This is a genomic window from Candidatus Kapaibacterium sp., from assembly GCA_023957315.1.
Lineage (GTDB): Bacteria > Bacteroidota > Ignavibacteria > Kapaibacteriales > UBA2268 > PGYU01.
The window spans coordinates 200,709-226,451 of the sequence record JAMLHE010000005.1; the positions used below are offsets into that span (position 1 = coordinate 200,709).

Genomic DNA, 25,743 nt, shown 5'->3' on the forward strand with positions numbered 1-25,743 from the left:
ACCAAACACTCCAAATTAATTATTCAAAGCAGATGAAGAAAAAATACTTTACAAACATAACAAAATTCAAATCTAATCACAAAAACGACTTATTGAGTCGTAAGAATAATTTATTATATTTGAATACTTTTTTTGTGAATTTTTTTACAAATTTATTAAGTTTTAGTAAAATTAAGGTTACAGAGTGAAAAATCGTCGTTTCAAATTAAAATGGATTATCATCTTAGTGCTATTGCTTATAATAGTTATTGGTGGTTCCTTGCTTCTGATGCTGTATCTAACATTTGGCAGTCAGTTTACAAGACCCGAGAATATTGCATCACTATATTCCACGTTAAAGTTAGATTCATCGGATGATGATGATAATGCTGTAAAAACATTTGATTCAACATTTTTAAAATCAATAATGCCTGAATCAGATACTGCGATTAAAATCATCAAATTAAGTGCTGACCCGGGTTATAACCCCGAAGTTGAATTCGATGATAAAGCAGGGAGGTATGTACGAAGAGTCTATAACGGCAGACGAATCAACATTGCAGTCACAGGAGTGGATTCAAGACTCGGACAACGTTTCAAACATGCTGATGCAAATCATGTTATTTCAATTTTAGCGGATAGTGGCAAAATTGAAATCATTTCTCTTCCAAGAGATACATATGCTGACGCAGGATTTGAAGATACAACCGGATTCAACAAACTCGCTACCGTTCGTGCCAAAGGCAGGAATGCTTATCTGAAAGAAGTTGCTTCAATTGCAGAGTTAGACAAGATTCACTATTGGGGCGAATTTGGTTTTTCGCAAGCAATTGGCATAATTGAGTGGTTAGGACACGAGAAACCACAATCTACTTTGAAAATTTTACGCTCCAGACAAGCTCTTGGCGGTGATGATTACCAAAGAGTTTATAATCAAGCTCAATTTATGAGACAAATGATATCGAATAATTTTTCAAATTTAGATGGTATCAAGGGTGAAGTTATCATACGAGGTGTTTTATCATTGATTGAATCAAATTTGAAGACCTCTAAATTTAAAGAACTACTGAAGATACTAAAAGATAGCGGTTTTAGTGGAAATGTAGAAGATATTACTATCAAAATTAGACCTTCTTTCCCAATTGAATACAAGGTTTATGATTTTTCAAACCCATTGACTCTATTGCATCTGACATCTAAAATTGATGCTGCTCATTCAAAATCAAGGAAAGACACGAGTAAAGACCAATCCTACGACGATTTGGAGTATATTTACAAAGTTCTGAGACAGCGTATTGATAAGATTATAGGCGATACTATCAAAAATCCATCTCAAGTTATAAATAATTTGAAAATTTATTTTGAGCAAAAGGCATGGTTTCAGATAGAAGATTCGACTCACAGATATGAGATACGAAGCGCAATAAGCGAAAACTTACAAACTGCTTATATTATGATGAAAGATACTCTGAGTGCTACGGAAGTTGAAAACAAGGTTAAAAATGAAGACGATTTATTCAAATTAAAGAATAGTCAATGAAAACTATTGTATTAGTCAGACATGCAAAATCGAGTTGGGATAATCCTGAATGGAGTGATTTTGAACGCCCTTTAAACAAACGCGGCTTACGTGATGCTCCATTTTTGGCAGATGTGTTGAAAACAAAAGATTTAAATCCGGATTTGATGATTTCCTCACCTGCAATTCGTGCCAAAATTACAGCTACTATTTTTGCTAATACATTAGAATACGGTGAGAAAAATCTAAAATTTGATATTGGGATTTATGAAAAAGGTCAAAAGTATGTTTCCAAGCTTATTTCACAATTAGACAATAATCATAGTACGGTTTTCATTTTTGGACACAACCCCGATATCAGCTCCTTAGCCGGTTTTCTGACAGGCGATTATTTCGAAAATGTACCTACTTGCGGTATCGTCTGCATTGATTTCAAAGTTCAGAATTGGGAAAAAGTTCTGAACGAAAATGGGATTCTCAGGTTCTTTATATTCCCGAAATTGTATTTCCAAAAAGAAAACTTGTCCGATTGATTCGGTAATTATCTTACAACGCTCAATTTGAAATACTCAGTTGAGTTCCCTGAAGTAGCAACTACCAAATAGTTGCCCACATTGACTTTGGTACCGTTTAGATTTTGCAAATTTATATCTAAGCTTAGTTTTTCGCTACCTGAAATTCCATCGTGCAAAATAGCAATGACATTGCCTGCAATGTCGTACAATTTTATTATAGTGCGCTTGCCAAGTGTAGTTCCGAATTCGATATTGACCGCATCTGACGCAGGATTTGGGAATGCTTTCAAACGGTTAGAGCTTAATGTTTGATTTTCTTCAACCGAAGTTGTTATCAAATGTGATATTTCAAAATCCCAAATACCTCTGCCATAAGTAGCAAATCGTGCGATTTTTTTGTCGTCCAAATAGTTTACCGACCAATAATTTTGGTCAGGGCTTTCCAATCCGCCGATATGATACCATTTATTGTGATTTTTTATGTAGATATACGGTCCTGACGAAGTAGCAGCAAAGAGCACCTCTTCGTCTGCAGAAGCAGCCAAATCATATGCCATAGTCGGTGGCATCCCGTTATTCATAGGCTCGAATGAAAGTCCATTATTACGAGATACGTAAATCGGTGCGGATGAATAGCCACTACCGGCAATATAAATTGTGCCGAGATGTACTCTTGATGGTAGAATTTTTGTTCCGTGAAGATAATTAATCCCGGGACCTGTAAATCCTATAGTCTCGGTCCAAGTATCACCTCTGTTCGTAGAATAATAAAATTTTCCCAATCTTGTCAGTACATACATGTAGTTTATATCCAACTCGGAAATACCAAGAGCAGTAACATCATTTACACTATTGTCTTGGTCAAATTTATAAGGTAGTTCACCGGCAGAAATTCCTCCGCCCGGGAGATATTCAAGTCTCCAAAGAGTCGAGAAATTCCCCGAACCGCCCGGAGCAATGTAAGCAAGACGCGGGTACCCGGGTACTGCAACTATTGGTGGCATCCAAACTCTGTTGTTGGAAGATTGTGGGAAATTCCAAGTGTAGCGTTGATTAGACTTAGCAGCGTCAGGGTAAATCATTGCAAAGCCGGGATATACCGTCCATAGACTTTTGCCATAATCTCCTGAGGTAATGCTGCCGTAATCACCGCTTATAGTTTGCTCGAAATCAAGTACATCATCTCGAAAGGGTTCGCTGCGTTGGAAGCCTTGGTCTTGGCTGCCGGCATATATAATATGATTTGGCGTGTTATATGTATAAATTGAATAATATTGAGAGACGTTGAGTTTGCTTAGCGAAATATTTACGATATTTTCAGAATCCCCATAAGTACGATAAATGCCACCATCAGTAGATATCAAGATGATTTCTTCACCTTCGGGAGAAATGAAGGATTTGATTTCCGGAATATCTGCATGAAGTTTATTAAGCGGGTCGTTGTAATAATCATACCATTCGTTGATTAACGACCAGGAAAGCCCACTGTTTGTGCTTTTGAAACAATTTACGCCACCAATGAACAACATATTAGGGTTTGATTTCGAGACGCCAAAGCTGTTGCACATGAACATATCGGTGGGCGATTCACCGCCATCATCCCATGATTTGCCGCCATCCGTGGATTTTTGTATATACCGTTTGGATTCATTACCGAGCCTGATAGCTAAATAAACCACAGTTTTACCGTTGCTTACTGCACCTTTAGCATAAAATCGAGGGTTATCAAGAATTCCGAAATTCGGGAAAAGCGATTGGAATTTGATTTTCTCATCATTTGCAACAGCATTTATAACAAATGTCGAATCGCGATGAAACAAATACAAGTTTGGGTCGCCGGAATCACTGCCCCAAATTTCAATTGCTTCTTTACGATTATGAATTCTGAATGCATTAAAAGATTCGCCATTATCAGTAGAATAATATACACTCGTCTTTTGCCCATTGACAGTTTCATTTGCAAGAAGGTACAAAATGTCCGAATTGTCTTTTTCAACTGCACCCTGATTTGAGTTTACTTTTACGGCAATCCCACGAATAATATTGCCGGTGGATTCTACATTTTGTAGTCCATTTGATTTAAGCCAAGTTAAGCCCTCGTCATCGGAATAATAGACATTACGTCGGTCGAACACTGTGATTCGGTTTTTATCACCGACTTTGAGTATTCTAATATCTCGGATGTTGAATTGAAATGAATTATTCAGGCAAGTCCAATCTTCGCCATCGAGTGTGCCGCGCCAAACGTTTCCACCCGCTGAAGCAGCATAAATCAATCCACGACTAAAATCAATATCGCAACCGTGAATTCTACCGGATTGGTTATTACTTCCTCTCTCCTTCCACTTGCCAACAACATTGCCATTAGCAGCGACAGTATTCAAGAACAAGTTCGGGTCTTTAAAGCCGAGCTCTTGTCGAATCTGATTAATTTCATTGCGACGATATTCGCGTACTTCGCGCTCGATGATTTTCCAATCAACTCCGGGCTCGGCACGGTGCATGTTTTCTAACCATTCACGTCTTTGTTTGTGAAAATCGGGATTTGACTCGCTTCGTTTGACTCTGTCAGGAGTGACTGCTTGAGCAAATAATTCGATGCTAATAAATGAAAATAAGAGAATTATGAGAGTTAACTTTTTCATAATAAAATTCCAAATTTATTGAATCCAATATTGTTATAAACACATTAAAGAAGCAAAAAATTACAAATAAAGTAAAAATATTTCTTATTATACTAAAAAATTTTCATCACCTACGAGTTTGACAGCCGGTATATCCTTAAAGTATGTCCTCAGATAGAGCATTTGGAGAGTTTGGTCTAAAGCCGAGCGTACTTCATCGTTCCATTTAGTAATCACAGAGCCACTCCGCACGTATTGGTCAGTATTCTCGTCAATCTTTTCATGCACGGGATATTCGAGCGGCAAATCGTCAGTTGCTGCCAATTTGATAAAATCATAATATTCGGGGATAATTTCCTCATTCCGCCCAACCCAAAAGGCAATCGGCAAAGGAATTTCGAATGAATCAAACCAATCTTCGCTCAAATCGAGTGAACTAATGTCGGGGAAATCTCCTATGCGTAAGACGGCGGACAGCTCTTTTGGGATTTCATTCGCACTGCCTGAATACTCTACGAAATCAGGTTCGATGTCGTATCGCTCAGAAAATAAGATTTTGGCAATTACAGTCAAATAGTCATCAACATTAGATGCTCCAACTTTTGATAAGTTACTTTCGCCCTGCCGGAAAAGTATGCTCGAATTCCCATTAAAGCCCACAAACGAGAGGCACTGTTCAGGAATAATCCTAAGGTCAGCCTTATTCATGCACATTCCGTAAACCAAGGGGCTAACAAGCGCCAAATCAGCATGATTATTAGTTACCGCTTTGAGTATAGCCTTTTCGTCAACAGTTTTCAGTTCGAAGCCAAAGTGCTCTGCTGCAGATTTTGCATTTGCTGTAATGATGTCACAAATGCCGTTATTCGATATATATATATTTTTTTTCATTTTTTTTGTCACAAAATTGCTTTTTATGTGTTAGTATAGTTATGCCATTGACGAATTGAAGAATATATTGCAATTCCTGTAGCTATAGAGACGTTGAGTGAGTGTTTAACGCCATACATTGGTATTTCGATGGAAAAATCGCAAAGCTCAAGCACAGCATTGTCAATACCTGTCAATTCGTTACCGGCAATGATACATAGTGGGAAATTGTCTCGCTCGATTTCATCATAACTCACGGAATTATTTGTGATTTCGAGTGCGGCTATATGAAAGCCCTTGTTTCGTTGATATTTGATTGCATCTTGTATGTCGGGGAAATATTTCCAAGGCACGGTATCTACTGCACCGAGAGCAGTTTTTTCGATTTCCTTTCTTGGCGGATATGGCGTAAATCCGGTAAGAATGAGTTCTGATACAAGTGCTGAATCGCAAGTCCTGAACATTGAGCCGACATTGTAGAGGCTACGGACATTAGAGAGTATGATTGAGACAGGATGGCGTTCGAATTCATTGATATCTGATTCTTTTTTTCGGATTTTTAGCAATTCGCTATGAGAAAGTTTTCGCATCTTTGTAAGTTTTGCTTATATTACAATAAGTACTTGTGTAATAAAAAGAAATTGAATCGTGGTTAAATATTAAGTACAAATTTAATAATTTAGAATTTAAGTCAGTTCAAATAAATGGGGTCAGCATATGAATTGTCGTAAACATTTTTTCGTAGGATTGAACATTGTCGTCGTGATGCTGTTATCAGGGCTGAATATTTCATTCGGTGATGAAAGCGAAAACGGACGAAAATTTTATATGACTTTTTTACCCAACTTCCACAACAACAAGTGGTCACAAGAACAGCAATTGAAGTATGGTGACTCGCTTTATATAATAATCTATGCGGATACAGAACCCACAAACGGTACGATTACATATTCAGATAATAACAGTATAAAGAACGTTCATTCTTTTACGATTCCAAATCCCGACATACCCCATATATTTTCAATTGCATATAATAAGTTTGAATTGATAGGCTATAATGACGCCGGAAGAGTAAATAATAATTCCGATAATGAAAAAATCAGTAAAAAATCATTTTACATAGAAACTGACAAAAATGTAATTGTATTAGGACATAATCAGGCATATCTAACGAGCGAATCGTTTAATGTATTGCCGGAAGAATTATTAGCAGAAGACTATATTGTAATGGCATATAACTCGAACGGCATATCAGGCCCTCCTCCGGGAGTTTCGAATAGCTTAACTGTAACCCCATCTCAGTTTGCAATTATTGCAACAGAAGATAATACTGTTGTAGATATTTTTCCGAGTGCACCTACATATGCCAATCGCTTGAACCCACAAAGGATAACATTGGACAGATCTGATGTTTACTTAGTCCAAGCATATGGATTTCAACAAGATCGTCATAGTGATTTGACAGGTACCGAAGTTCGTTCCGATAAACCTATTGCTATCGTTGCCGGTCAACAAAGAGCAAGAGTAGCATTTGATTTGCCTCAGCAGGATGTTTCACGCGATATGCTGATGGAGCAAATGCCACCTATAAAATACTGGAATATGTCATTTCCGGTAATACCTTTGCCCGATCCTGTGTCGCAATTTGATTCACGTCATTTGAAAGATAAATTACGAGTTCTCGCTGCTTTTGATGGCACAGAACTACTTGTTGGCGATGTTTTGATAGCTCAATTGGACAAAGGGGAATACTATGAAACTGATATAATTGAGCCATTCATGTTGAATTCAACAGCACCTGTTTTACCTATGATTTACCGCAGGTCAGCTCAACTATCAAATATGGGCAACTCAGTAGGAGACCCGCTGATGCAGATTGTACCATCAATTGACCAATTTAGCAATCGTCAGAAATTTTATTCACTTGAAGTTAAAGAACCCAAATTTTCTATGGGTGGTCCGGTTCAACATCAGAGAGTTTATACAGAGCATTTTGCTGTTATCATAAGTCCTAATAATAACTTCGGTAACATTACCTTAAATGGAACAAATGTTAACACGAATTTATTCAAACCTATAATAGAAAGTGATTTTTCATATTCGATACTTTCAGTCAATCCCGGAACTAATCTGCTAAATTCAATTGAAAATGTGGGGCTCTTCGTATGCGGTTATGGCTATGCTAATTCGTACGGGTATTTTACAGGAACTTTGCGTGCTCGAGATGATTGGGAACCACCATTGCTCAAATCATCGTCGGATTGTTTCGAGATTGAAGGAATCGTAACGGACAACGGAGTAAAAGAAATTAGAGTCCAAGATGGTACGGCATTCAACATATATGTTGAAATTGCTCCTTTTACCGAAGGAGATACTACAGTTTCGTTCAAAGCAAAGATTATTAATCCCTTTTTGGATGGACATTTCAAATTGATTGCTTCGGATATGATACTTCAGCAAATCAGAAAAGAAATGAGCATTCCCGGATTCACGATTGCTGTAAATGGAACTCAATATACCGGGGAAACTATTGAAGTACAAAAGAGAATTCGCTCAGACATCAAATATTGTATGGATTATACTTTGTATAATTACGGTCAATTCCCCCAAGAAGTTTATATGAAAGCTTTTGAAAGTGAAAACTTTGTCAGCGATTTCCCGAATTCCGTGAATTTAGAACCCGGCGAAAGTTTTACATTCGAAGTATGCTTCAATAGCGAAGTTGACGTTATCGAAGTGGAAGATTTAATTTTATATAATGATTGCGTAGAACGAAATTTTGCTACTATGGAATTCGAATCCAAAGAAGACCAATACGAACCAATCATACTTGCAACACCCGACCCGTGTAATCAATACGTCTCGCTTAAAATAACTGACGAAGATGATTGGGAATGGGGATTGGAGGAAGTCATCTTTGAAAATGTTGAGAATGTTGAGATTGAAGTTACCAATCCCGGAGTGTATTCTCGAGAAATTATGGCACGAGTAATTGACCCGTACCAAGATGCTTATTTTATGCTTTCAGTTAAAGATTCCTCCGGCAAAGTTGCAAGTTACGAAGCAATATTGCCAGGTTTTACTCTCGAATTTGAAGATTTAACACTTTCCGGCTCATCAGACCAATATGAAGACTATGAATTCTCCAACACTATGATTGGTGGTTTAAATTGTTCACAATTCAGAATCAAAAACTATGGAGGATTTGACTTAGATTTGGACGATGTATTTATGATGAAAAATAGCTTGTTTACAGTGCCCCAAGCTCAAATGCCATTGATAATTAAGCCCGGCACAAGTATGGATTTGACCCTTTGTTACCGCCCCGGCATATTTGTTGACGAAATTGATTATGACACACTGAAATTGACACATAATTGCATTGACCGTTTTGTGCCCGTTTCGGGATTGGCGTTAAGTATCGAATTTAATGAAGATTCAAGATGCAACGTTCCATTGTCGATTAGCTCGTCGAGTGTCCCGAATACAACATATTTATCAAGCAGTACACCGAATCCTACCCAAGGAATCGCAAAAATCGAGTTTGGACTTCCGCAAGATTCATATGTCGAAATCACAGTTTATTCAATCTTAGGGCAAGAAATTTTGAACCTTGTAAATAGCGAGCTAAAAGCAGGACATTTTGAAATGGATTTAGATTTGAATAATCAACCATCCGGAATATATATTTATACTTTGCAAACGGATTCTACAATAATCACAAAAACATTGCTAATCAATCGCTAATTTCACTTTAAGTGAAACTTATTTGCACTTTAAGACGTTATAGTAAGTATATAAGAATGTATAATTACGGAGTTTTCAGATGAAACAAAAAATCTTGGGGTGGTTGTTAGCAATCATACTTGGCGTAACTATCGGCGTCATCGTGACACCAATGGTATCAAACGACAATGTTTACAGTCAATTAGAAAAATACAAAAAAGTATTTGGGCTCACAGTTAAGAATTACGTTGACGATGTAGATACGCAAAAGCTCACCGAAGCAGCAATCAAGGGTATGTTAAACGACCTTGACCCGCATTCGGTTTATATAAATGCTGAAGATATGAGAGCTGTCCAAGAAGATTTCCAAGGCAGTTTCGAAGGTATTGGTGTCCAATTTGATATGATTAATGATACTATTACAATCATTACTCCCATTTCCGGCGGACCCAGCGAATTATTGGGTATTTTAGCCGGAGACAAAATCGTCGCAATTGATGGCGAAAATGCCGTGGCTATGAATAGAGACGAAGTTCCCAAGAAATTGAAAGGTCCAAAAGGAAGCAAAGTTTCTGTAGATATAATCAGAGGCTCGCAAACCAAACCACTCAACTTTGTGATTGTTCGTGATAAAATTCCGCTTTATACAGTTGACGCTTCATTCTTATTTGATAATTCAGACATCGGGTTTATTCGTGTGAATAGATTCGCTGCTACAACTCACAAGGAATTGAAAGAAGCATTGATAAGCCTGAAAGAAGAAGGTATGAAGAAACTCATCCTTGATTTGCGCGGCAATCCCGGTGGATTCTTGCAACAAGCATATTACATGGCAGGTGAATTCCTGAAAGCAGGCGATACAATTGTTTATACAGAAGGCAGACGCCCTGAGTTTGACGAAATGATGCGTGCAGAACGCACAGGACAATTCAGCAATTTGCCAATTATCGTATTGATTAATCATGGTTCTGCTTCTGCAAGCGAAATCGTTTCCGGTGCAATCCAGGACTTAGACAGAGGCTTGGTTGTCGGGACAACATCATTCGGCAAAGGGCTTGTCCAACGTCAATATGACATTGGCGATGGTTCAGCGTTCAGATTAACAGTTTCAAAATATTTTACTCCATCGGGCAGAAGTATTCAACGCCCTTATGATGACAAACTAAACTATCGCAGACTTTTCGGTAGATTGGAACTCGAAGAAGGCTCAAATATCGAACACGCTTTGGAAACAGTGCGTAAAGAATTCAAAGACGAAAAAATAACAGGTAAAGATAGCAGTAACTATGTTAATATGGATGAACTTCCAATTCATTACACCAAAAGCGGCAGAACTGTTTTGGGTGGCGGTGGAATCACCCCTGATTACATTATCAAATCCGATACATTGACTGATTTATCAGTTCAGCTAAGAATCAAGCGTATATTTTACGAATTTGTGAACAACAATTTACGCAATGGCGAAGATGTGAAAAAGACTTATGGCAGAGATTTCAAGGCATTCGCAAATGATTTCAAAATGTCGGCAAAAATGCACGAAGACTTCAGAAAACTTGCTGAAAGTAAGGAAATCGAATGGAATGAAGAACAATTCAAGATTGATGTGGACTTCATCAATGCCGAAATAAAGGGTACCCTTGCGAGTATCGTTTGGGGCTCAAAGGAACGTTCGCAATTGTTCTATTCATCAATTGACCGCCAAGTCAAAAAAGCTTTGACACTATTCCCTGAAGCGGAAAAAATCGCAAAATTGAAATAAGGCATACAGCATAAATACGAAAAGGCAAGCGACAGCTTGCTTTTTTTTTTTTGAATTAATCAATATAATAATTTTGCCCCGTCCCGTCAGGTGTTACACCTGACGGGATGGTTAGTCTGAACTATGATTTACATGATTTTGGTGATTAAGACGATGAATATAAATACAAACACCACATTATAAAACTTTGGAGTTAGACTTCGGAAGTCTTTATAATTAACTTCAAGATGCTTATTAAATTCATCTATTTTGAAAATTAGACTTCCGAAGTCTTCATCTGTCACATCTTCACAAACATCTGCGTCCGGCTGCTGATACGTATGTAATACACACCACGAGAGAGATGCGAAATATCAATTCTTAAATTCCCGCTCCCTGAGCCTGTCGAAGGGAGACGGGTGAGGTTCACACATTCACCAAGAGTGTTGTAGATTTTAATTTCAGCAGTTTCATCAACCCCACGGTTAACCGTAGGGTTGATAGCAGCATTAATTTCAATATATTCGCTTGCCGGATTGGGGTGGATAAAGGATACAGAGTTTGACTCGCTTACGCTTACATTGTTCAAGGTCGTGAAATTCCATGTTGGTGACCAAATCATTTTTTTGTTATGGCGGAGACCGACGCGCCAAAAATAACTCGTAAGATATTTAAAATCATTTAAAGTCAATTGATTTGATTTAAGATTCCCTTGATAAAAGATATTTTGGAAATTATTATCCTCAGCAATTTGGAAGTGATATGAATCTAATTGTGACGAAGGTTCCCACTCAAAATTTATTTCATCGCTTTTTTGTTGACTTCCATGGACGGGAGTTGTTAGCCGGATTGATGCGGGTATAGGCTGAAATTTAAAAAACATCCCTTCATATTTATATATATTGCCGTACCACGTACCCACTACCGGCTTCTTGCCTGCCCAATCAATGCGCATGGTTAATGGTGCTTCGTCTATCATCTGCTGTGGTAATGGATGATAGTTCCAAGTATTACCCCCATCATTAGTCATAACAATTTTACCATACTGACCAACTGCGACACCATTCAATTCATCATAAAATTTAATTGATTGAAGACCAAATTTTGGCTCAACAATTGTGTCAAGCACAGCGACCCAATTTTTACCTCTGTCTCGAGTTCGGTAAATTACATCTGACCGATAATGTGCTATACCAAGCAGTTCACTACCAACCAAAAAAGCTATACTGTCATTAACAATATCTAATTCTCTAAAACCTAAATATGTAGAATCAACTTTAAAATCACATAATCTCACCCAATTTTGAGTTTTAATATTAAAATTTACATACTGTTTAGAAAAATTATCGCCCGTTTTAGCTAAAACATAAAACCCTAAAGTTTCCTCATTAACTTTATCAATGCAATATATTTCGCTTCGTATAAGCATGGTATCGGCTATTGTATAAGTTTCCCACCCGTCTTCTGTTATATAAATATAGTGATGAAATGTATCATCAGACCATTGTGTATCTGTAATAATTCCACGCAAAGAATCAAACATAAAAATATTAATTGGGTTAGAATCTTCTGCAATTAAGATTTTACTAAATGATTTACCACGGTCTGTACTCTTTGTTACATATTTCCCTTCCGAGAAAATTGCGAAATAATTGTCTTTATCGGGTGCGGAAAAATCACGTATATTCAGTAAATATTTAGGTTCTTCATTCATTGGGTCCGCTTTATAGGTCAAAGACCAAGTATCACCAGCATCATAGCTATGATAAAGCTCTATTAGTCCGGTTTGCTGAACCACAGATACGCACATCCCATCAAAGCATACCAAAGGATTAATTTGTCCCGTATCTAAATTCTTTGTATATTTCCATTCAGAAGCATATGTAGCTATTCTTGCAATGAATAGTAAGAATATTATAATTAGTAGTTTCATTTTTACTCCAATCTCAAAAAGTTTTCAAACAAACACCCTAGTATGTATAAACAAGTGAAAATCATTTTTGTCACAAAAATATGCAAAATATTTTAAATATCAGATGTGCCACACCTGTGCCGAGGTTATCTGAACTATCTCTTTCGTCATTCTGAGCGAAGCGAAGAATCCATGCCTTTATGAAATCTTGATTCTTCGCCTGCGGCTTCAGAATGACCAACGGTTCGGACAAAACAGTTACAAATCTTTATAGACTTCATCGCGCTTGGAAATCTTTATAATTTCAATCGTTAGAATTTTATCTTGTATTGTATAAACAATGCGGTATGAAGAAACGCGAATCCGATACAGATTTTCTTTGAGAATTAATTTTTTACAACCACGTGGTCTTGGATTTTTGGCTAAAGAAAAGATTTTCTCGTTAATAGATTCGAGAATATCAAGAGGCAATTTGTCGAGACTTTTGAGGGCTGTTTTCTTAATTAGAATCCGATACATCCAATTTCTTCTTTTTCTTTATGATGGATTCAATGCTCGATTTATAGTCAACAGATTCCTCATTTTTTAGAAGTTCGTAGGCAATGATATCCTGAATATCCTCGATGTATTCCAAAGTAATTTTCTTTGGCGATTTCAGAGGAAGCAACAAATGGGTTTTTGCACCATTCTGGTCGGTTATAAAACTAATATCAGGCATAAGACTCCTTTTCATTTTAAGAATACTAAATCATCAAACGATATATCATATAAGATATTTCACATTAAATTTCAGATGTGACACACCTGCCAAGGTGATCTGAACAATCTCTTTCGTCATTCTGAGCGAAGCGAAGAATCCATGCCTTTATGAAATCTTGATTCTTCGCCTGCGGCTCAGAATGACCGGATGTTCGGACAGAACGCTGTTGCTGTCCTTACAAAGTATCAGATGTGACACACCTGCCAAGGTGATCTGAACTATCTCTTTCGTCATTCTGAGCGAAGCGAAGAATCCATGCCTTTATGAAATCTTGATTCTTCGCCTGCGGCTTCAGAATGACCAACGGTTCGGACAGAACGCTGTTGCTATCCCTACAAAATTTCAGATGGACTCCACCTCGCAGGTGGAGTCCATCTAAGCCACTAACTTATTCCCAACTTTTGCTTCAGTTTTAAGCGGCTGTAGGGTATTAAGCCACCCGCTTCGACGATTGCACGGCGAGCTTCGGGTAATGGAATTATCGGATGTGTTGTTCCGCGTGTTTGGTTCACGACTTTGTCGTCATGAATTTCCAAATTGTCTCCGGCGTATGCTTCAATATCAGGGCAAATGATGGTTCGCAAACCAAGATTGATAGCATTTTGCAAAAAGATACGTGCAAAATCTTTGGCGATTATAATCACATTGTGCCCGACTAAGGTAGAAGCGGCTTGTTCGCGCGATGAACCGCACCCGAAATTATTTCCGGCAACAAGGATAGATTGCTCGTCGGCAGATTTGCCATTGAGCAACTGATTGAGGTCTTTCATATCATCGAAGGCATATTGCGGCGTTTCAGTTGGCAATACAGTCGCCATGTATCTTCCCGGATAAATTATATCGGTAGAAATATCATCTTCCAATTTATAAATCACTTTGAGCATTTTAATATCCTCCTTTGATTGGATTTGTGATTACACCCGTAATTGCAGATACTGCCGCTACAGCAGGTGATGCGAGGTAAACTTCGGCAACGGGATTGCCCATTCTGCCCTTGAAATTGCGATTTGTAGTAGCCAGAGCTACTTCGCCGTCACCCAAGGCACCTTGGTGAACACCCAAACATGGTCCGCAACCGGAATTCATGACGACGGCTCCTGCGCTCATCAAATCGGAAACATAGCCTAATTCCAAAGCTTCGCGATAAATCCGCGATGATGCAGGAAATACCAACATACGCACGTTTTTTGATACTTTTTGTCCGCGAAGTAAATCGGCAGCGATTTTTATATCGTCCAATCTTCCGTTTGTGCATGACCCGATTACAACTTGGTGAATCCTTGTCCCTTCTACTTCGCTGACAGATTTGACGTTGTCAACTGTGTGGGGACAAGCGATTTGAGGTTCAAGTTTGGACACATCAATATGCACTGTTTGGCAGTATTCGGCATCATCGTCCGGCAAAACGGGCTCAAATGCTCCCTTAAATCCGGCAACTTCTCTCAAGTATCGCAAAGTTTCATTATCGGCGGGGATGATGCCAGACGTGGCACCTGCTTCGACGCTCATATTGCTGATTGTCAGTCGTCCTGATGTATCCATTGCCGAAATTGTCGAGCCATGAAATTCCAGAACTTTGAAATTTGCTCCTTGGGCGGATATTTTGCCAATTAAATGCAAAATGATGTCTTTTGCAGAAACGAATTTTTGCATTTCGCCATCAATGACAACTTTGATTGTATCGGGAACTTCTACATTGAGAACGTGTCCCAAAGCCCATACTGAAGCCATTTCGGTGGCTCCGATACCAAATGAAAAAGCACCCAGAGCGCCATGAGTTGTAGTGTGGCTGTCTGTCCCGACTACGACATATCCGGGCAAAACATAGCCCATCTCGGGTAGAATTTGGTGACAAATTCCACCTTCATCACCGCGAATGTCATGAAATTTGGCAATGCCTTGTTCGGCAACAAATTCACGGATTTTTTTTTGATTTGTGGCTGTTTTCTTGCTTTCGGCAGGTACTCTGTGGTCTAAGATTATAGAGATTCTATTCGGGTCCCAAACCTTTGGTTCGGCATTGAGTCCCGAGTAAATTTCGAAGAATTGATTCATTACCAAAGCGGCATTCTCGTGCGACATCGCCAAATCAACGCGTGGTTCGATAACATCGCCGACATTGACTCGAGGTTGACCAACAGCTTCGGCAAGTATTTTCCTCACAACTGTTTGTTTCATAATAACTCCAATTTTTTACAAATCCGTACAATACGGACATTAAATATAATACTTCGGATTTGCACCAAAGCACTATACAAAATTATGAAATTAAAGCATATGACCTATCAAACAGCAGTGTTTTCAAGTACAGGTTTTTCAAGTACAAAATGAACTTTTTCTTGGATAACTTCTTCAGTGAAAGGCTTGGAAATAAATGCCACGGCACCGTTTGCGATAGCAAAGCGAAGGAGGTCTTTGTCAATATTTGCAGAAATAATTATCACAGGAATTGCTTCTGTGATTTCGATTTTCTTGAGTAATTTCAACATAGTATCTCCCCTAATTTCAGGAAGAATAAAGTCCAATATGATAACATCAGGCTTATGATTTATCGCCATGACTATTCCGTCATAAGGATTTAGTGCCGAAAAAACAGTAAAATCCTTTTTTTCCAGAGAATGGGTTATTGATTTATGAACCCAGCTATCATCGTCAATCAGTAAAACCGATTTCGAGCTGTTTCCTGAAAAATTCTCAAACATAACATAATCCTACGCCTTATTGAATGGAATTCTAAAAGTAATCAAATTGCCATCTTCAACGCCGAAAGTGTCAACAGTCAGCTTTGCACCCATTATATTAAAATAAGCATTAATCTTAGATATTTTGAGCAAAATATCTGATTTATCATCTTTGAGTGCTTCAATAGTATTATCCGAATTCAATTTGTACATGCCTATCATTTCTGAGACTAATTTGTTCGCACCACCGAGAATTTGGACTTCGACAATTCTCTCATAAGCATTTTCTTGTGCTTGAATTATTATTTCGGTTTTATCAATACCTGTAGAAAGTATGTCGAATGCATTATAGGTAGCGATTGTAATTGTTTCGATGTTACCGTAAACTTTGACTTTTTTGGTATCGTCATCAACAATGAATTTGACATTATGATTGACATCTTTATCCATAGTATAATGACTTTGGGCAGCATTATATATATCAACTAACTTAGCAGTTTCAAACGCAACTGCAGTTTTATCTTGGACAATTGTTGCGTCAATCATATCCGAAACGAAAGTGAAAATTTCTTCGCTGGATTCTTCCGCCAATTTAACATACGAATCACGTTCATCATCAGTTTCGTATAATTTACCCGTTACCATTTGCAAAAATCCCAAGATACCGGTAAGAGAATTTCGCAATTGGAAACTCATTTTTCTCATGAAATAGTTCTTCGATTCAATCGCTTCTCGCGCAAAAAGTTCAGCAAGTTTCAATTGCTTTTGTTGGAGCAATGTTTGTTCTTCTGCGAGTTTTTCGATTGTGACATCACGCCCGATGCAATAAATTAATTTGTCTTTGGGAGAAATAGTGAACGACCAATTGACCCATCTGAATTTTTCAGTCTGTGATTTCATTTTCAAATAGGTTCTTTCGGTTATTTCATGGTCAGCTTTTATATTCAATATTTTGTTGAATTCGCGGAGATTTTCATCATCAAAAACATAATCATCGAACGATGTTCCGATCACTTCGATTTCATCAACCCCGAAAATATCTTTAGCTGCGGGGTTCATGCTAATCCAATTTCGGTCAAATTTCATGACAGCGATAATATCTTTAGAAGTTTCGACAATTCTGCGTTGCGACCTTGTCATACGGTCAGCCAATTCAAGTGCTCGAGAACGCGATGTGACTACAGCATAAACAAATCCAAAAAAGGCAAAGCTGATAAGTATAGAAATTATCAATGATGCTAAAGGCATATTGGCAGTTAATTGACCGCCAAAAGTAGGTGTTGTGTAGAATCTAATTGTGATTTCTCTATCGCCAATCATTATTGTTTCATCTTTCTGAAGCATAGGTTTATAATCAGAATCAATCAATGCAGAATTCGTAGATGAATAAATCGTAAACAATTCACCGTTTTCGTCTTTATCATAAATTTTGTAAGCAATAGTAGTGTCAATCGGAGTATATGTGGTACCTACTAAAAATTCGTTCAAAAGAGCTGTTTCAAAAAACTTTTTAGCATTGAGTTCTACTGCAACCACACCGGCAAAATTATTTCTCCTATCGTTCAAATCTTCTCTTTCCGTGCCATATTTATAAATTGGAGTAATAAGATAAATTCCCAAAGTATCAGGTCGAGTATTGTAAAATCCTGTCGAGGTAGCTTTGTTATTATCACGAGCATATTCAATTGCATTGAACATTTGCTTTTCAGGAGCTAAATCGAAACCAATTCTGTGGATATTTCGGCTATATGGAATAGAATGATTGATAAGGTAATACAAATCACTTTCGTTATTACTTTGAATTTCGAAGTCGTAATAGCCTTGCGAGCGGACATAGAAAACGAACTCACTCAAAGAACTTTTCGGGACTTGAGCAATGTATGAAATCCCGGATATTGAAGTATAAGTTCTTGTGGGTATTGTGGCGTAAAGCTCGAAATAATCGCGAACAACGTCAATAATCAAATCATACAATCCGCTCATTGAAAAGAGCACTTCCAGATTTCTCAGATTAACGGTTTCAATACGAGATATTACATTAGTAGTCGATTTATTAAACTCACTTTGCAACTCACTTTCAATTTGATTGCTAACAATATCCCGAACAAAAAAACTCAGTACCAATAAAATAATTAGTATTAGATAGGCAGGATAAGTTTTCTTTATGGAATGTATTCCGGCTCCCTTATGGGCAACATCCCTTAAAATCTTATCATATGATACCGTTTGTTTTACATCACTCATTCTATTTTCCAATTTAAATTACGAATTAAAAACTCTTCTGATTTCAGCTACAAAAGTATTAACATCTACCGGTTTAGTCATATAATGTTTAAAACCATAATTAAGAAATTTTTCCTTGTCATCATAATCAGAATACCCTGTAACTGCAATCGCAGGTACATCCTTATTAAGAGCCGATTGTCTCACAATATTTAAAACTTCATTACCCGAAATATCAGGTAAAAGTATATCAGTTATTATGCCAAAACATTCGTTAGCCTTTAACCATTCAACTGCAGTTTGCCCATTTGGAAAATCAACAACTTCGTACCCTGCTTTTCTTAATAATGTAGAGAACAACATTCGGATTGGGTTGTTATCTTCAATAACACATATTTTTGATTTCGACATATCTGCCTCTTTTATTATTCTATGTTTTAAATTAAACTATTTTGAACTAATCACAATTTCTATTCTTCTGTTTTGTCGTCTTCCTGCTTCAGTGTTGTTCGGAGCAACCGGACTAAGCGAACCACTGAAAGTGGAAAGTACTTTACCCCCGGGCACTCCTCTTGCTATCAAATACTGTCGGGCATTGTTGGCTCTTGCCCGTGAACGTTCCGTATTTTCAGATAATGTACCTTGGTTGTCCGAATGCCCTACAATTCTAACTTCTGCATTTGGATTTGCTAACAAATAATTAGCGACGGCATCTAAATATTCTTTAACATCTTTTGACAATCCGGTTGAAGCTGATGTAGGGAATCTGAATTGGTTAGCCTGTCCCACAGCCACATTTATCATTGGTGTTTCAGGTACGGTTACTTTGGGTCGCTCAGTTTCTTTTAACTCGGAAGGTCGTAACTCGCCTAACAACACCGGATTTTGGACTAAATCAATCGTCGCTGATGGCAAAGCTTCTGCGGGAATATATCTGGCAAATTCAATACCCCGCGAATCTTGAACAGATGCGAAATAAACAGGTGGTGGCTCAAAAAGTGGGTCATATTTCAAAGTATCATAAAGGATTTTGTCTTTGCCAAGTTTAATTGCAAGTCCTGCTTTGGCGTAAAACACATTCCATTTGCTTTCATTATCGCCTATAGATGAACTTGCAAGATGTAATGTAACAAATGGAGTCATCATCATGCGTCCCCAATTGATTATATCGGCTGAAAAAATATCATACCCGATTCCGATGTGGAGACCGAGTCCGGCTTTAAAATTGTTAATTGCAACGGTTTGGTCTTGGGAAATATCGCCCGTGTTTATGAATTTTTTCCTTTGTTTGAAATCATCACCAATCATCAAATCAATATCAAGTCCGATTAAGCCATGCAATCCCGGAAGCGGAAAATTATAACGACCGTAAAGATTGAAATTTACGAACGAATTTGCACCTACGACTTCATATTTTGTATCTAAAGAATCTTCCAATGGTCTGGTTTCGGATGTAAATGTTCGTTTGTCTATAAAGTTGATGCCGGCGCCGGCGCCCCATGTTTCATTTACGGGAATCCATTCGGCAGTTAGCCCAATAAAATAGCCCAATCCGGAGCCTGATGAGTAATTCAAAATTGAGTTGAATGGGTTTTCTATTTCACCCGGGAATTGAAACAGATTCAGTTCGCCAAAATACAATAAAGCACTTGGTCCGCCACGAGCACCGAACCACCAATCACCATAGCTTCTGTTTAAGGCAATTGTATCTCGGTTTTTGTCTATATGCATGGTCTTGAATTCACCCTTCGGTGCTTGACCCGAGGCATCAGTATTTAATAAAACTATGAGTATAAGTATAATTAAAGTGCTTTTCATATTTTATTATTTGCTCACCTGAAACTTGTAATTCATTTCTTTTTGATTCCATTTGACAATTACAAAATAAGTCCCATTTTCAATATTGGTCAAATCAATATCATATTCATAAGAACCGTAATTCAAATCGCCATTATAAATCATTTGCCTCTTGACACCGTTCAAATCAGCTAAAATTATTTCATACTTTGCTGTTTCCAACAAATCGAGAGCTAATTTTGCAAATTCCTTTGTAGGGTTGGGATAAAGTAAAATTCCGTTTCTTTCGTTGCCCACATAAACTCGTCTTACGTATTCTCCTTCGCAATCATAGACAATTACAATCAATCCGTTGATATAACGAATTGAAGGAATTTCTAATCCAATAATCTCAAAATCTAAAATCCTGACCGAGTCTCGGTCTATATACGAATATATCGCAAGGGAATTAAAATCAAAAATTTGTTCATCGCCGAGAGCAAAATTGCCTTGGAAAGTGATTGTATCGTAAATTTGCCCGGGTAATGAAGTGATGCCTATTTCGGGTTCCATTATCAAAATCGGGATTTCCAAAGTTAAGTTGAAATCGAAATCAGACTTTCCTGATTGTTCGAGAGCTTTAGAAATATTGCTGAATATAGGCAATTCAAAATTCGAACCTGCTGAGACAATTTTGTCAGGTACTTGAATGTATAAATCATTTTCCAATTCGTAATTTTCCGATGTCTCGAGTATAAATACTTCGTCATTGCTCCATACTTTGAACGAATTATCGCGTCCTGCAGAAGCAATTGTATCTAAGTTAGGCGTGATATCAAGGCTCAAAACGCCGCCACCGTGATTTAGTGCGATTTGGGTCAGTTCAGACATATTCCGAACATCATATTGCCTGATATAGCTATCTAATGAACCTGAAATCGCTCTGCTACCGTCAACTGACATTCTAACTGCTCGGATGTGTTGAGCGTGGGAATTAAACGAAGCCAAATGATTGCCTTGTTCATAATCCCAAAGCCGAACAGTTCGGTCAACCCCACAAGTAACTATACTCGAATAGCTACTGTCGGTGTCTGCAGACCATACGACCGTATTAGCAGTAACATTACCATGAGCACCTTTCTTTTCGATTGTGCTCGACTCAATATCAACTATATGCGTATAGCCTTCGTAATCGGTAAATAATAATTTTGAGCCATCGAAGCCGAATTTGACCGAATAAATTATAGACGAAGTGCCGGTTTCATAAGTTTCGACTAATTCACCATTCGGGTAAAAAGTATAAACTTTGCCATTTTCTGTGCCAACAGCTATTAAAGCATTGAAATCCGAATAGCTGACATTTCTAAAAGTAGTGCCATAATCTCGAGCATAGACCTCCTCACGAATGTCATTCAGCAAATCATAAAGTATCAACACACTATCTGTGACTGCTACGAAACCATCCGATAGGAAGAAAACTGCTTGTTTCAATACACCGGGCTCAATTAAAAATTCATCAATCATCGCGCGGCTCGGAATGTCCCAAATTTTTACTTTGTTGTCTTTTCCGGTGGTAATCAATCTATTACCATCGTCGGAAAAGGCGATTGAGCCTACTTCGGTCACATGTGCATCAGGCTGATGCCATATAAGGAAAGGCATTTCGAGCTCGTAACTTTTGACAATCAGCTCCAATTCATCGGTATTTAAATATGGTACTAACCATTGGTAAGGCGGAGCAACAATATTTGAAGCTATTAGGTATTGATTCCCTGCGTATGAATAAAAAATATCCACAGGGTTAGGCTGGTCCATATTCCAAACGATATTTACAGTTTCACCGGAAAGGAGTTTTGTGCCGGCAATTGGCTCAACGATTGTAATTTCATTCTGAGCTTGGACTGTCAAAATGAAAAGAAAAAACAAACTACAACATATCGTTGATTTAATTAGCATATATTTAGGTACAAATTATCTTACGCCATCTTTGACGAGTTGGACTTTGACTACCGCTCGGGATATTTCAATAGTAGGGTCATTGATGGGGTAAGCAAGCAAAACTATATTGTAAAGCCCTTGTGAAGCGAGTTCAGGGGCTGAAAAAATTGTATAATGTTCGCCCATTGGCATCAGTAATTTATCAAATTTCTCGCCTGTTTCAGGATGAGTTAGAAATTTGACTTGTTTACCCAACAAATCGCTTACAAAAGCTGTCAGATAAACGTCATCGTCAAGTTTGTAATTAATCTTGGTCGTAATATTGAATGGGTTTGGTGTTGCATTTGCCTGCACAATCACAGCATGAGGAACAGGCACATCACGAATAGCAAGCAATGAGTCGAATTCGTAGCCGTCGTCGTCAATCAAGCGCCCCCACAAAGCATAAGAATAATCGCCACCTCGGTATTGGACCTGGTCGTCGAATTCGCCATAAATGAAGCCCGATGGTGAAATACCTTGGCTCAGAAAGTCAGCAATGTAATGGTCGTAATCTACAAAGGTGCCGATAGTGTCTGTATATGCGACTTGTTCATCTGTAAATTTGTAACCTCTCAGTACTGTATAACCAACTGCGTTAATTTCCCGCCTTGTTGACCACCCATACTGCAAATTTGTTTGTCCGACGTAGCGTACCCAGAAATCTTCGAATTCAAATCCCCAGGGTCGCCTGTCATCATAACCAATAGTAAAAGTGTTGTTTCTGCCATCGTGAATTTCGACATTATCGTCAGCATAATACCAAGTGACATTCCTTTCAATCGAATCCGTCTCGATTTTATATGCTACTGCTTGGTAATAATATTGGGGCTGCAGCCAATCAATACGATTCGGAATAGGGTCTCCCCCATTTTTGATAAGTCTGAACTGACCTAAGAGTAGCGATGTATCAAGAGGTACTTCCATGCAATCAATATAATTTTCGGGTCCCAGAATTGTAATACTAAACCGTTCGTCATATTTTTGATACTCGATTAAATACTCTTTTTTGGGCAATCCGGCACCCGAAATTACAGTTTCCGGCAGGTCGGTCTCATAAAGCTGAATTTCAAAATCATTCGAATCAATTGTTATTCCTTGCGGAAAAGTAAATTGAAATGTTCCGTTTACAAATTTCAGCCATTTGTCCGAATTTCTCTGAATCCGAAGTTGGAACTCAAGTGTATGAGAATTAACTAAATAGGTATTATTCACATTAACAAAAGCAAGCGTATCCAAAGCATAAATATTAGTTACGCAACTGATAAAGACAAACAAAGCAATTATGAATATTTTTGCAATTTTCATACAAGACTTTTTCCCGTTAGCTTGGATTTCATCATTGTCTTCTATTATTCCAGCTTATATTAAAGTCACGTGTATTGATTAGACCGTCCATGTTGTAGTCTGCGTTGAAAAAGCCGTATTTTGTAAAACCAATCCACGAACCTTCGTGGTCGTAGTTCATCGTATAATTTTGAGTAACATTGAAAATGCCACCCATTACAGCAACATCTTCGTTCAAGAAGCCGCCTTTGAGCGCAAAAATCCTTTGCCCTAAGTCGTTGATTTCGACAATTTTCATAGATGCTTCCGAGCCTTCAATCAAACCGGGTTGACTAAAATCGTACAAAAAGCTGTTATTTTGCGGAAATATAGCTAATGGTTCGGCAGTGATTATCGGAGAGTGATTTCTGTGACGAATTACAAGGTGGTAATTTCCGCCACCGGAATCAATTCCATCTTGACGAGTAATTCTTATGTTCGAATCTCCATGAATGTCAAACAATCTGCCATCCGGATGCAAATATACAGTCTTATAGAAGCTTGCTTGTTCATTCCTTTTTTTCCTAAATTCAAGCACAACAAAATCAACTGCCGAATCAGGGATTTGAGTTATCAAAGTTGGGTCGAATTTTGTATCGAGATTAATCGGATAAGCATCATAATTTGTCTGTGCGAGCAATCCCCTATTATTCAGTTCAGTATGCATTCTGCCCTGATTTCCTTTCAGATAAGGACCTTCGAGGTACATTCGAGCATTAAGAATAATTGAAATCATACCGGGCAAACCAATTGCAAATTCGCCAAATTGCGATATTGATTGGACATCGCTAAATGCCCAATTTGTAGCAAAATCAATCGTAGGTTCATTCGAATCGAAGTCAAACCAATTATTACCAATCCAAAGTTGCAACAGCAATTCCGGTACAGGCAAATTACCCGTTTCGTGGAATTGTGCATTCTGCAAATGTCTCCAGCCGAACCCAAAACTGGCTGCCATTCCTTGGTCAATCGGATTGTTTGATTCGTCGAATCCTTGCAAATTGATTATTCTCTGTACTTTTTCATCGCCACCGGGATAAGGTTGATAAGTCAAGGGTCTGACTGTACTTACTATACGCGTAATTGCTGCCATATCAGCTTGATTAGCAAATAGCAACCAAGTATGGGGATTGTTGAGCAAGATTGTGTCACCAAACACTAAGTTAGTTCGTTCAAAATTGCCTGCAATTTCAGCAGCATCATTATACCCTGCGTAAACAGGATTTATATCCGCTGTAAAAGTAAGAGTATCTTCAAGCGTATTGACAGTGGCTCCGACAAATAGTGAATCGTTCACGGTCACATTTCTGGAAAGTTCAGTATTGCCTGTATTTTGGACGTACAAATCTTTTAGAACCGACTTATCAGACGGCGTTTCAGGACCGGTGACCAAATCACCTGTGCCGATATAGCGAATGTTGACTGATGCTTCGAATTGAGGCTCTACGGCGAGTGATGCTCCGACATTTCGGACAATCAGCGTAGTATCCTGCATAGTGAAGTTGTTTTCCTGTGAATTCCGAAGCTCTCCTCTGTTTAGTTTGAGTTCTTCATCAATCAGAAAACCACCGCTTACAACGTTGACACCATGGGGATTATCTATCATTAATTTCGAAAATGAACCAACACCCATCAAATCTTGGGATTCATTTTCGGCATTAAGGACGATATATCGTGGACCTGAATATTTAGCATTATTCTTAACAGTAGATTTCGCGTGAACGTCTTCGGGCTCATAACCTATCCAACGAGTAGTGAAATGTGCACTATCAACAACAATCAACGAATCAAGAACTACCAATGGCTTGATAACATTATTGGCATCTCTCAAATCATGAACGATTTTTTTTGCTTGGTTTGCGATTACTAATTGGAAGTAAACAATATTCGGGATAACTTGCTGCGAAGATTCTACCTTTTGCAAAAATTCTACTCTACCACCAAGCGTATCAGGCAAACTCTTCACCTGACCATTTTTAACTCTAATGGTACCTGAGTTTTTGATAGCACCTCCTGTATTATCAATTGCGTTTTGGGCGTTAGCTCCCAAGCCTGCAATTAATAGTAAGATGATGGTGATGGTGATATTTATTATATTTTTTTTCATTCTTTCTTTC

General features: G+C 38.0%; 19 protein-coding genes. 4 read left to right on the top strand and 15 right to left on the bottom strand.

The annotated features are described in order from the left end of the window. Positions 1–184 precede the first annotated feature (184 nt). Together M9949_07315 and M9949_07320 are read left to right on the top strand one after the other, a co-directional pair. Complete coding sequence (locus M9949_07315) at positions 185–1,519, top strand: hypothetical protein (GenBank protein ID MCO5251215.1); 1,335 nt, start codon at positions 185–187, stop codon at positions 1,517–1,519. Further along, positions 1,516–2,031 carry a histidine phosphatase family protein gene (locus tag M9949_07320; GenBank protein ID MCO5251216.1) on the top strand — a complete coding sequence of 172 codons (516 nt, stop codon included), beginning with the start codon at positions 1,516–1,518 and terminating at the stop codon, positions 2,029–2,031. The genes M9949_07315 and M9949_07320 overlap by 4 nt, the downstream gene beginning before the upstream one ends. An 8-nt stretch (positions 2,032–2,039) precedes the next feature. Here the strand turns inward: M9949_07320 and M9949_07325 are convergent, their stop codons facing one another. The 3 genes from M9949_07325 to M9949_07335 all read right to left on the bottom strand — a co-directional run bounded on the left by M9949_07325 (position 2,040) and on the right by M9949_07335 (position 6,097). Next, on the bottom strand, positions 2,040–4,658 hold the full coding sequence (locus tag M9949_07325) for a T9SS type A sorting domain-containing protein (protein ID MCO5251217.1): 2,619 nt from the start codon (positions 4,656–4,658) through the stop codon (positions 2,040–2,042). 87 nt (positions 4,659–4,745) lie between these two features. Then, entirely contained in the window at positions 4,746–5,528 is a 783-nt protein-coding gene (locus M9949_07330) for a hypothetical protein (GenBank protein ID MCO5251218.1), read from the bottom strand. A 23-nt stretch (positions 5,529–5,551) separates the two neighbouring features. Beyond that, on the bottom strand, positions 5,552–6,097 hold the full coding sequence (locus tag M9949_07335; protein MCO5251219.1) for an RNA methyltransferase: 546 nt from the start codon (positions 6,095–6,097) through the stop codon (positions 5,552–5,554). A gap of 127 nt (positions 6,098–6,224) precedes the next feature. On the opposite strand from M9949_07335, the gene M9949_07340 reads away from it, so the two are divergent. Further along, positions 6,225–9,254 carry a T9SS type A sorting domain-containing protein gene (locus tag M9949_07340; protein ID MCO5251220.1) on the top strand — a complete coding sequence of 1,010 codons (3,030 nt, stop codon included), beginning with the start codon at positions 6,225–6,227 and terminating at the stop codon, positions 9,252–9,254. A gap of 79 nt (positions 9,255–9,333) precedes the next feature. Further along, a complete protein-coding gene (locus M9949_07345; GenBank protein ID MCO5251221.1) occupies positions 9,334–10,992 on the top strand; it encodes a S41 family peptidase in 1,659 nt (552 codons plus the stop codon). A 280-nt stretch (positions 10,993–11,272) separates the two neighbouring features. Here M9949_07345 and M9949_07350 read toward each other — a convergent pair whose 3' ends face one another. The 12 genes from M9949_07350 to M9949_07405 all read right to left on the bottom strand — a co-directional run bounded on the left by M9949_07350 (position 11,273) and on the right by M9949_07405 (position 25,733). Next, positions 11,273–12,904: a T9SS type A sorting domain-containing protein gene (locus tag M9949_07350; GenBank protein ID MCO5251222.1), complete on the bottom strand. Its 1,632-nt coding sequence runs from the start codon at positions 12,902–12,904 to the stop codon at positions 11,273–11,275. Positions 12,905–13,141: 237 nt separating this feature from the next. Then, positions 13,142–13,402 carry a type II toxin-antitoxin system RelE/ParE family toxin gene (locus tag M9949_07355; GenBank protein ID MCO5251223.1) on the bottom strand — a complete coding sequence of 87 codons (261 nt, stop codon included), beginning with the start codon at positions 13,400–13,402 and terminating at the stop codon, positions 13,142–13,144. After that, positions 13,383–13,601: a hypothetical protein gene (locus M9949_07360; GenBank protein MCO5251224.1), complete on the bottom strand. Its 219-nt coding sequence runs from the start codon at positions 13,599–13,601 to the stop codon at positions 13,383–13,385. The genes M9949_07355 and M9949_07360 overlap by 20 nt, the downstream gene beginning before the upstream one ends. A gap of 425 nt (positions 13,602–14,026) precedes the next feature. Continuing rightward, positions 14,027–14,527, bottom strand: coding sequence for a 3-isopropylmalate dehydratase (locus M9949_07365; protein MCO5251225.1), 501 nt, complete (start codon positions 14,525–14,527; stop codon positions 14,027–14,029). A gap of 1 nt (position 14,528) precedes the next feature. Then, positions 14,529–15,821, bottom strand: a complete 1,293-nt coding sequence (locus tag M9949_07370) for a 3-isopropylmalate dehydratase large subunit (GenBank protein ID MCO5251226.1) — start codon at positions 15,819–15,821, stop codon at positions 14,529–14,531. Positions 15,822–15,928: 107 nt separating this feature from the next. Continuing rightward, the gene (locus M9949_07375) at positions 15,929–16,345 is read right to left on the bottom strand and encodes a response regulator (GenBank protein MCO5251227.1); all 417 of its coding nucleotides are present in this window, start codon (positions 16,343–16,345) and stop codon (positions 15,929–15,931) included. Between the two features lie 9 nt (positions 16,346–16,354). Further along, positions 16,355–18,568, bottom strand: coding sequence for a CHASE domain-containing protein (locus M9949_07380; protein MCO5251228.1), 2,214 nt, complete (start codon positions 18,566–18,568; stop codon positions 16,355–16,357). Between the two features lie 18 nt (positions 18,569–18,586). Next, entirely contained in the window at positions 18,587–18,958 is a 372-nt protein-coding gene (locus tag M9949_07385; GenBank protein ID MCO5251229.1) for a response regulator, read from the bottom strand. A gap of 36 nt (positions 18,959–18,994) precedes the next feature. Further along, entirely contained in the window at positions 18,995–20,365 is a 1,371-nt protein-coding gene (locus M9949_07390) for an OmpA family protein (protein MCO5251230.1), read from the bottom strand. Positions 20,366–20,371: 6 nt separating this feature from the next. Further along, positions 20,372–22,231 carry a hypothetical protein gene (locus tag M9949_07395; protein ID MCO5251231.1) on the bottom strand — a complete coding sequence of 620 codons (1,860 nt, stop codon included), beginning with the start codon at positions 22,229–22,231 and terminating at the stop codon, positions 20,372–20,374. Between the two features lie 63 nt (positions 22,232–22,294). Next, entirely contained in the window at positions 22,295–23,608 is a 1,314-nt protein-coding gene (locus M9949_07400; GenBank protein ID MCO5251232.1) for a hypothetical protein, read from the bottom strand. A 31-nt stretch (positions 23,609–23,639) separates the two neighbouring features. Further along, the gene (locus M9949_07405) at positions 23,640–25,733 is read right to left on the bottom strand and encodes a hypothetical protein (GenBank protein ID MCO5251233.1); all 2,094 of its coding nucleotides are present in this window, start codon (positions 25,731–25,733) and stop codon (positions 23,640–23,642) included. Positions 25,734–25,743 lie beyond the last annotated feature (10 nt).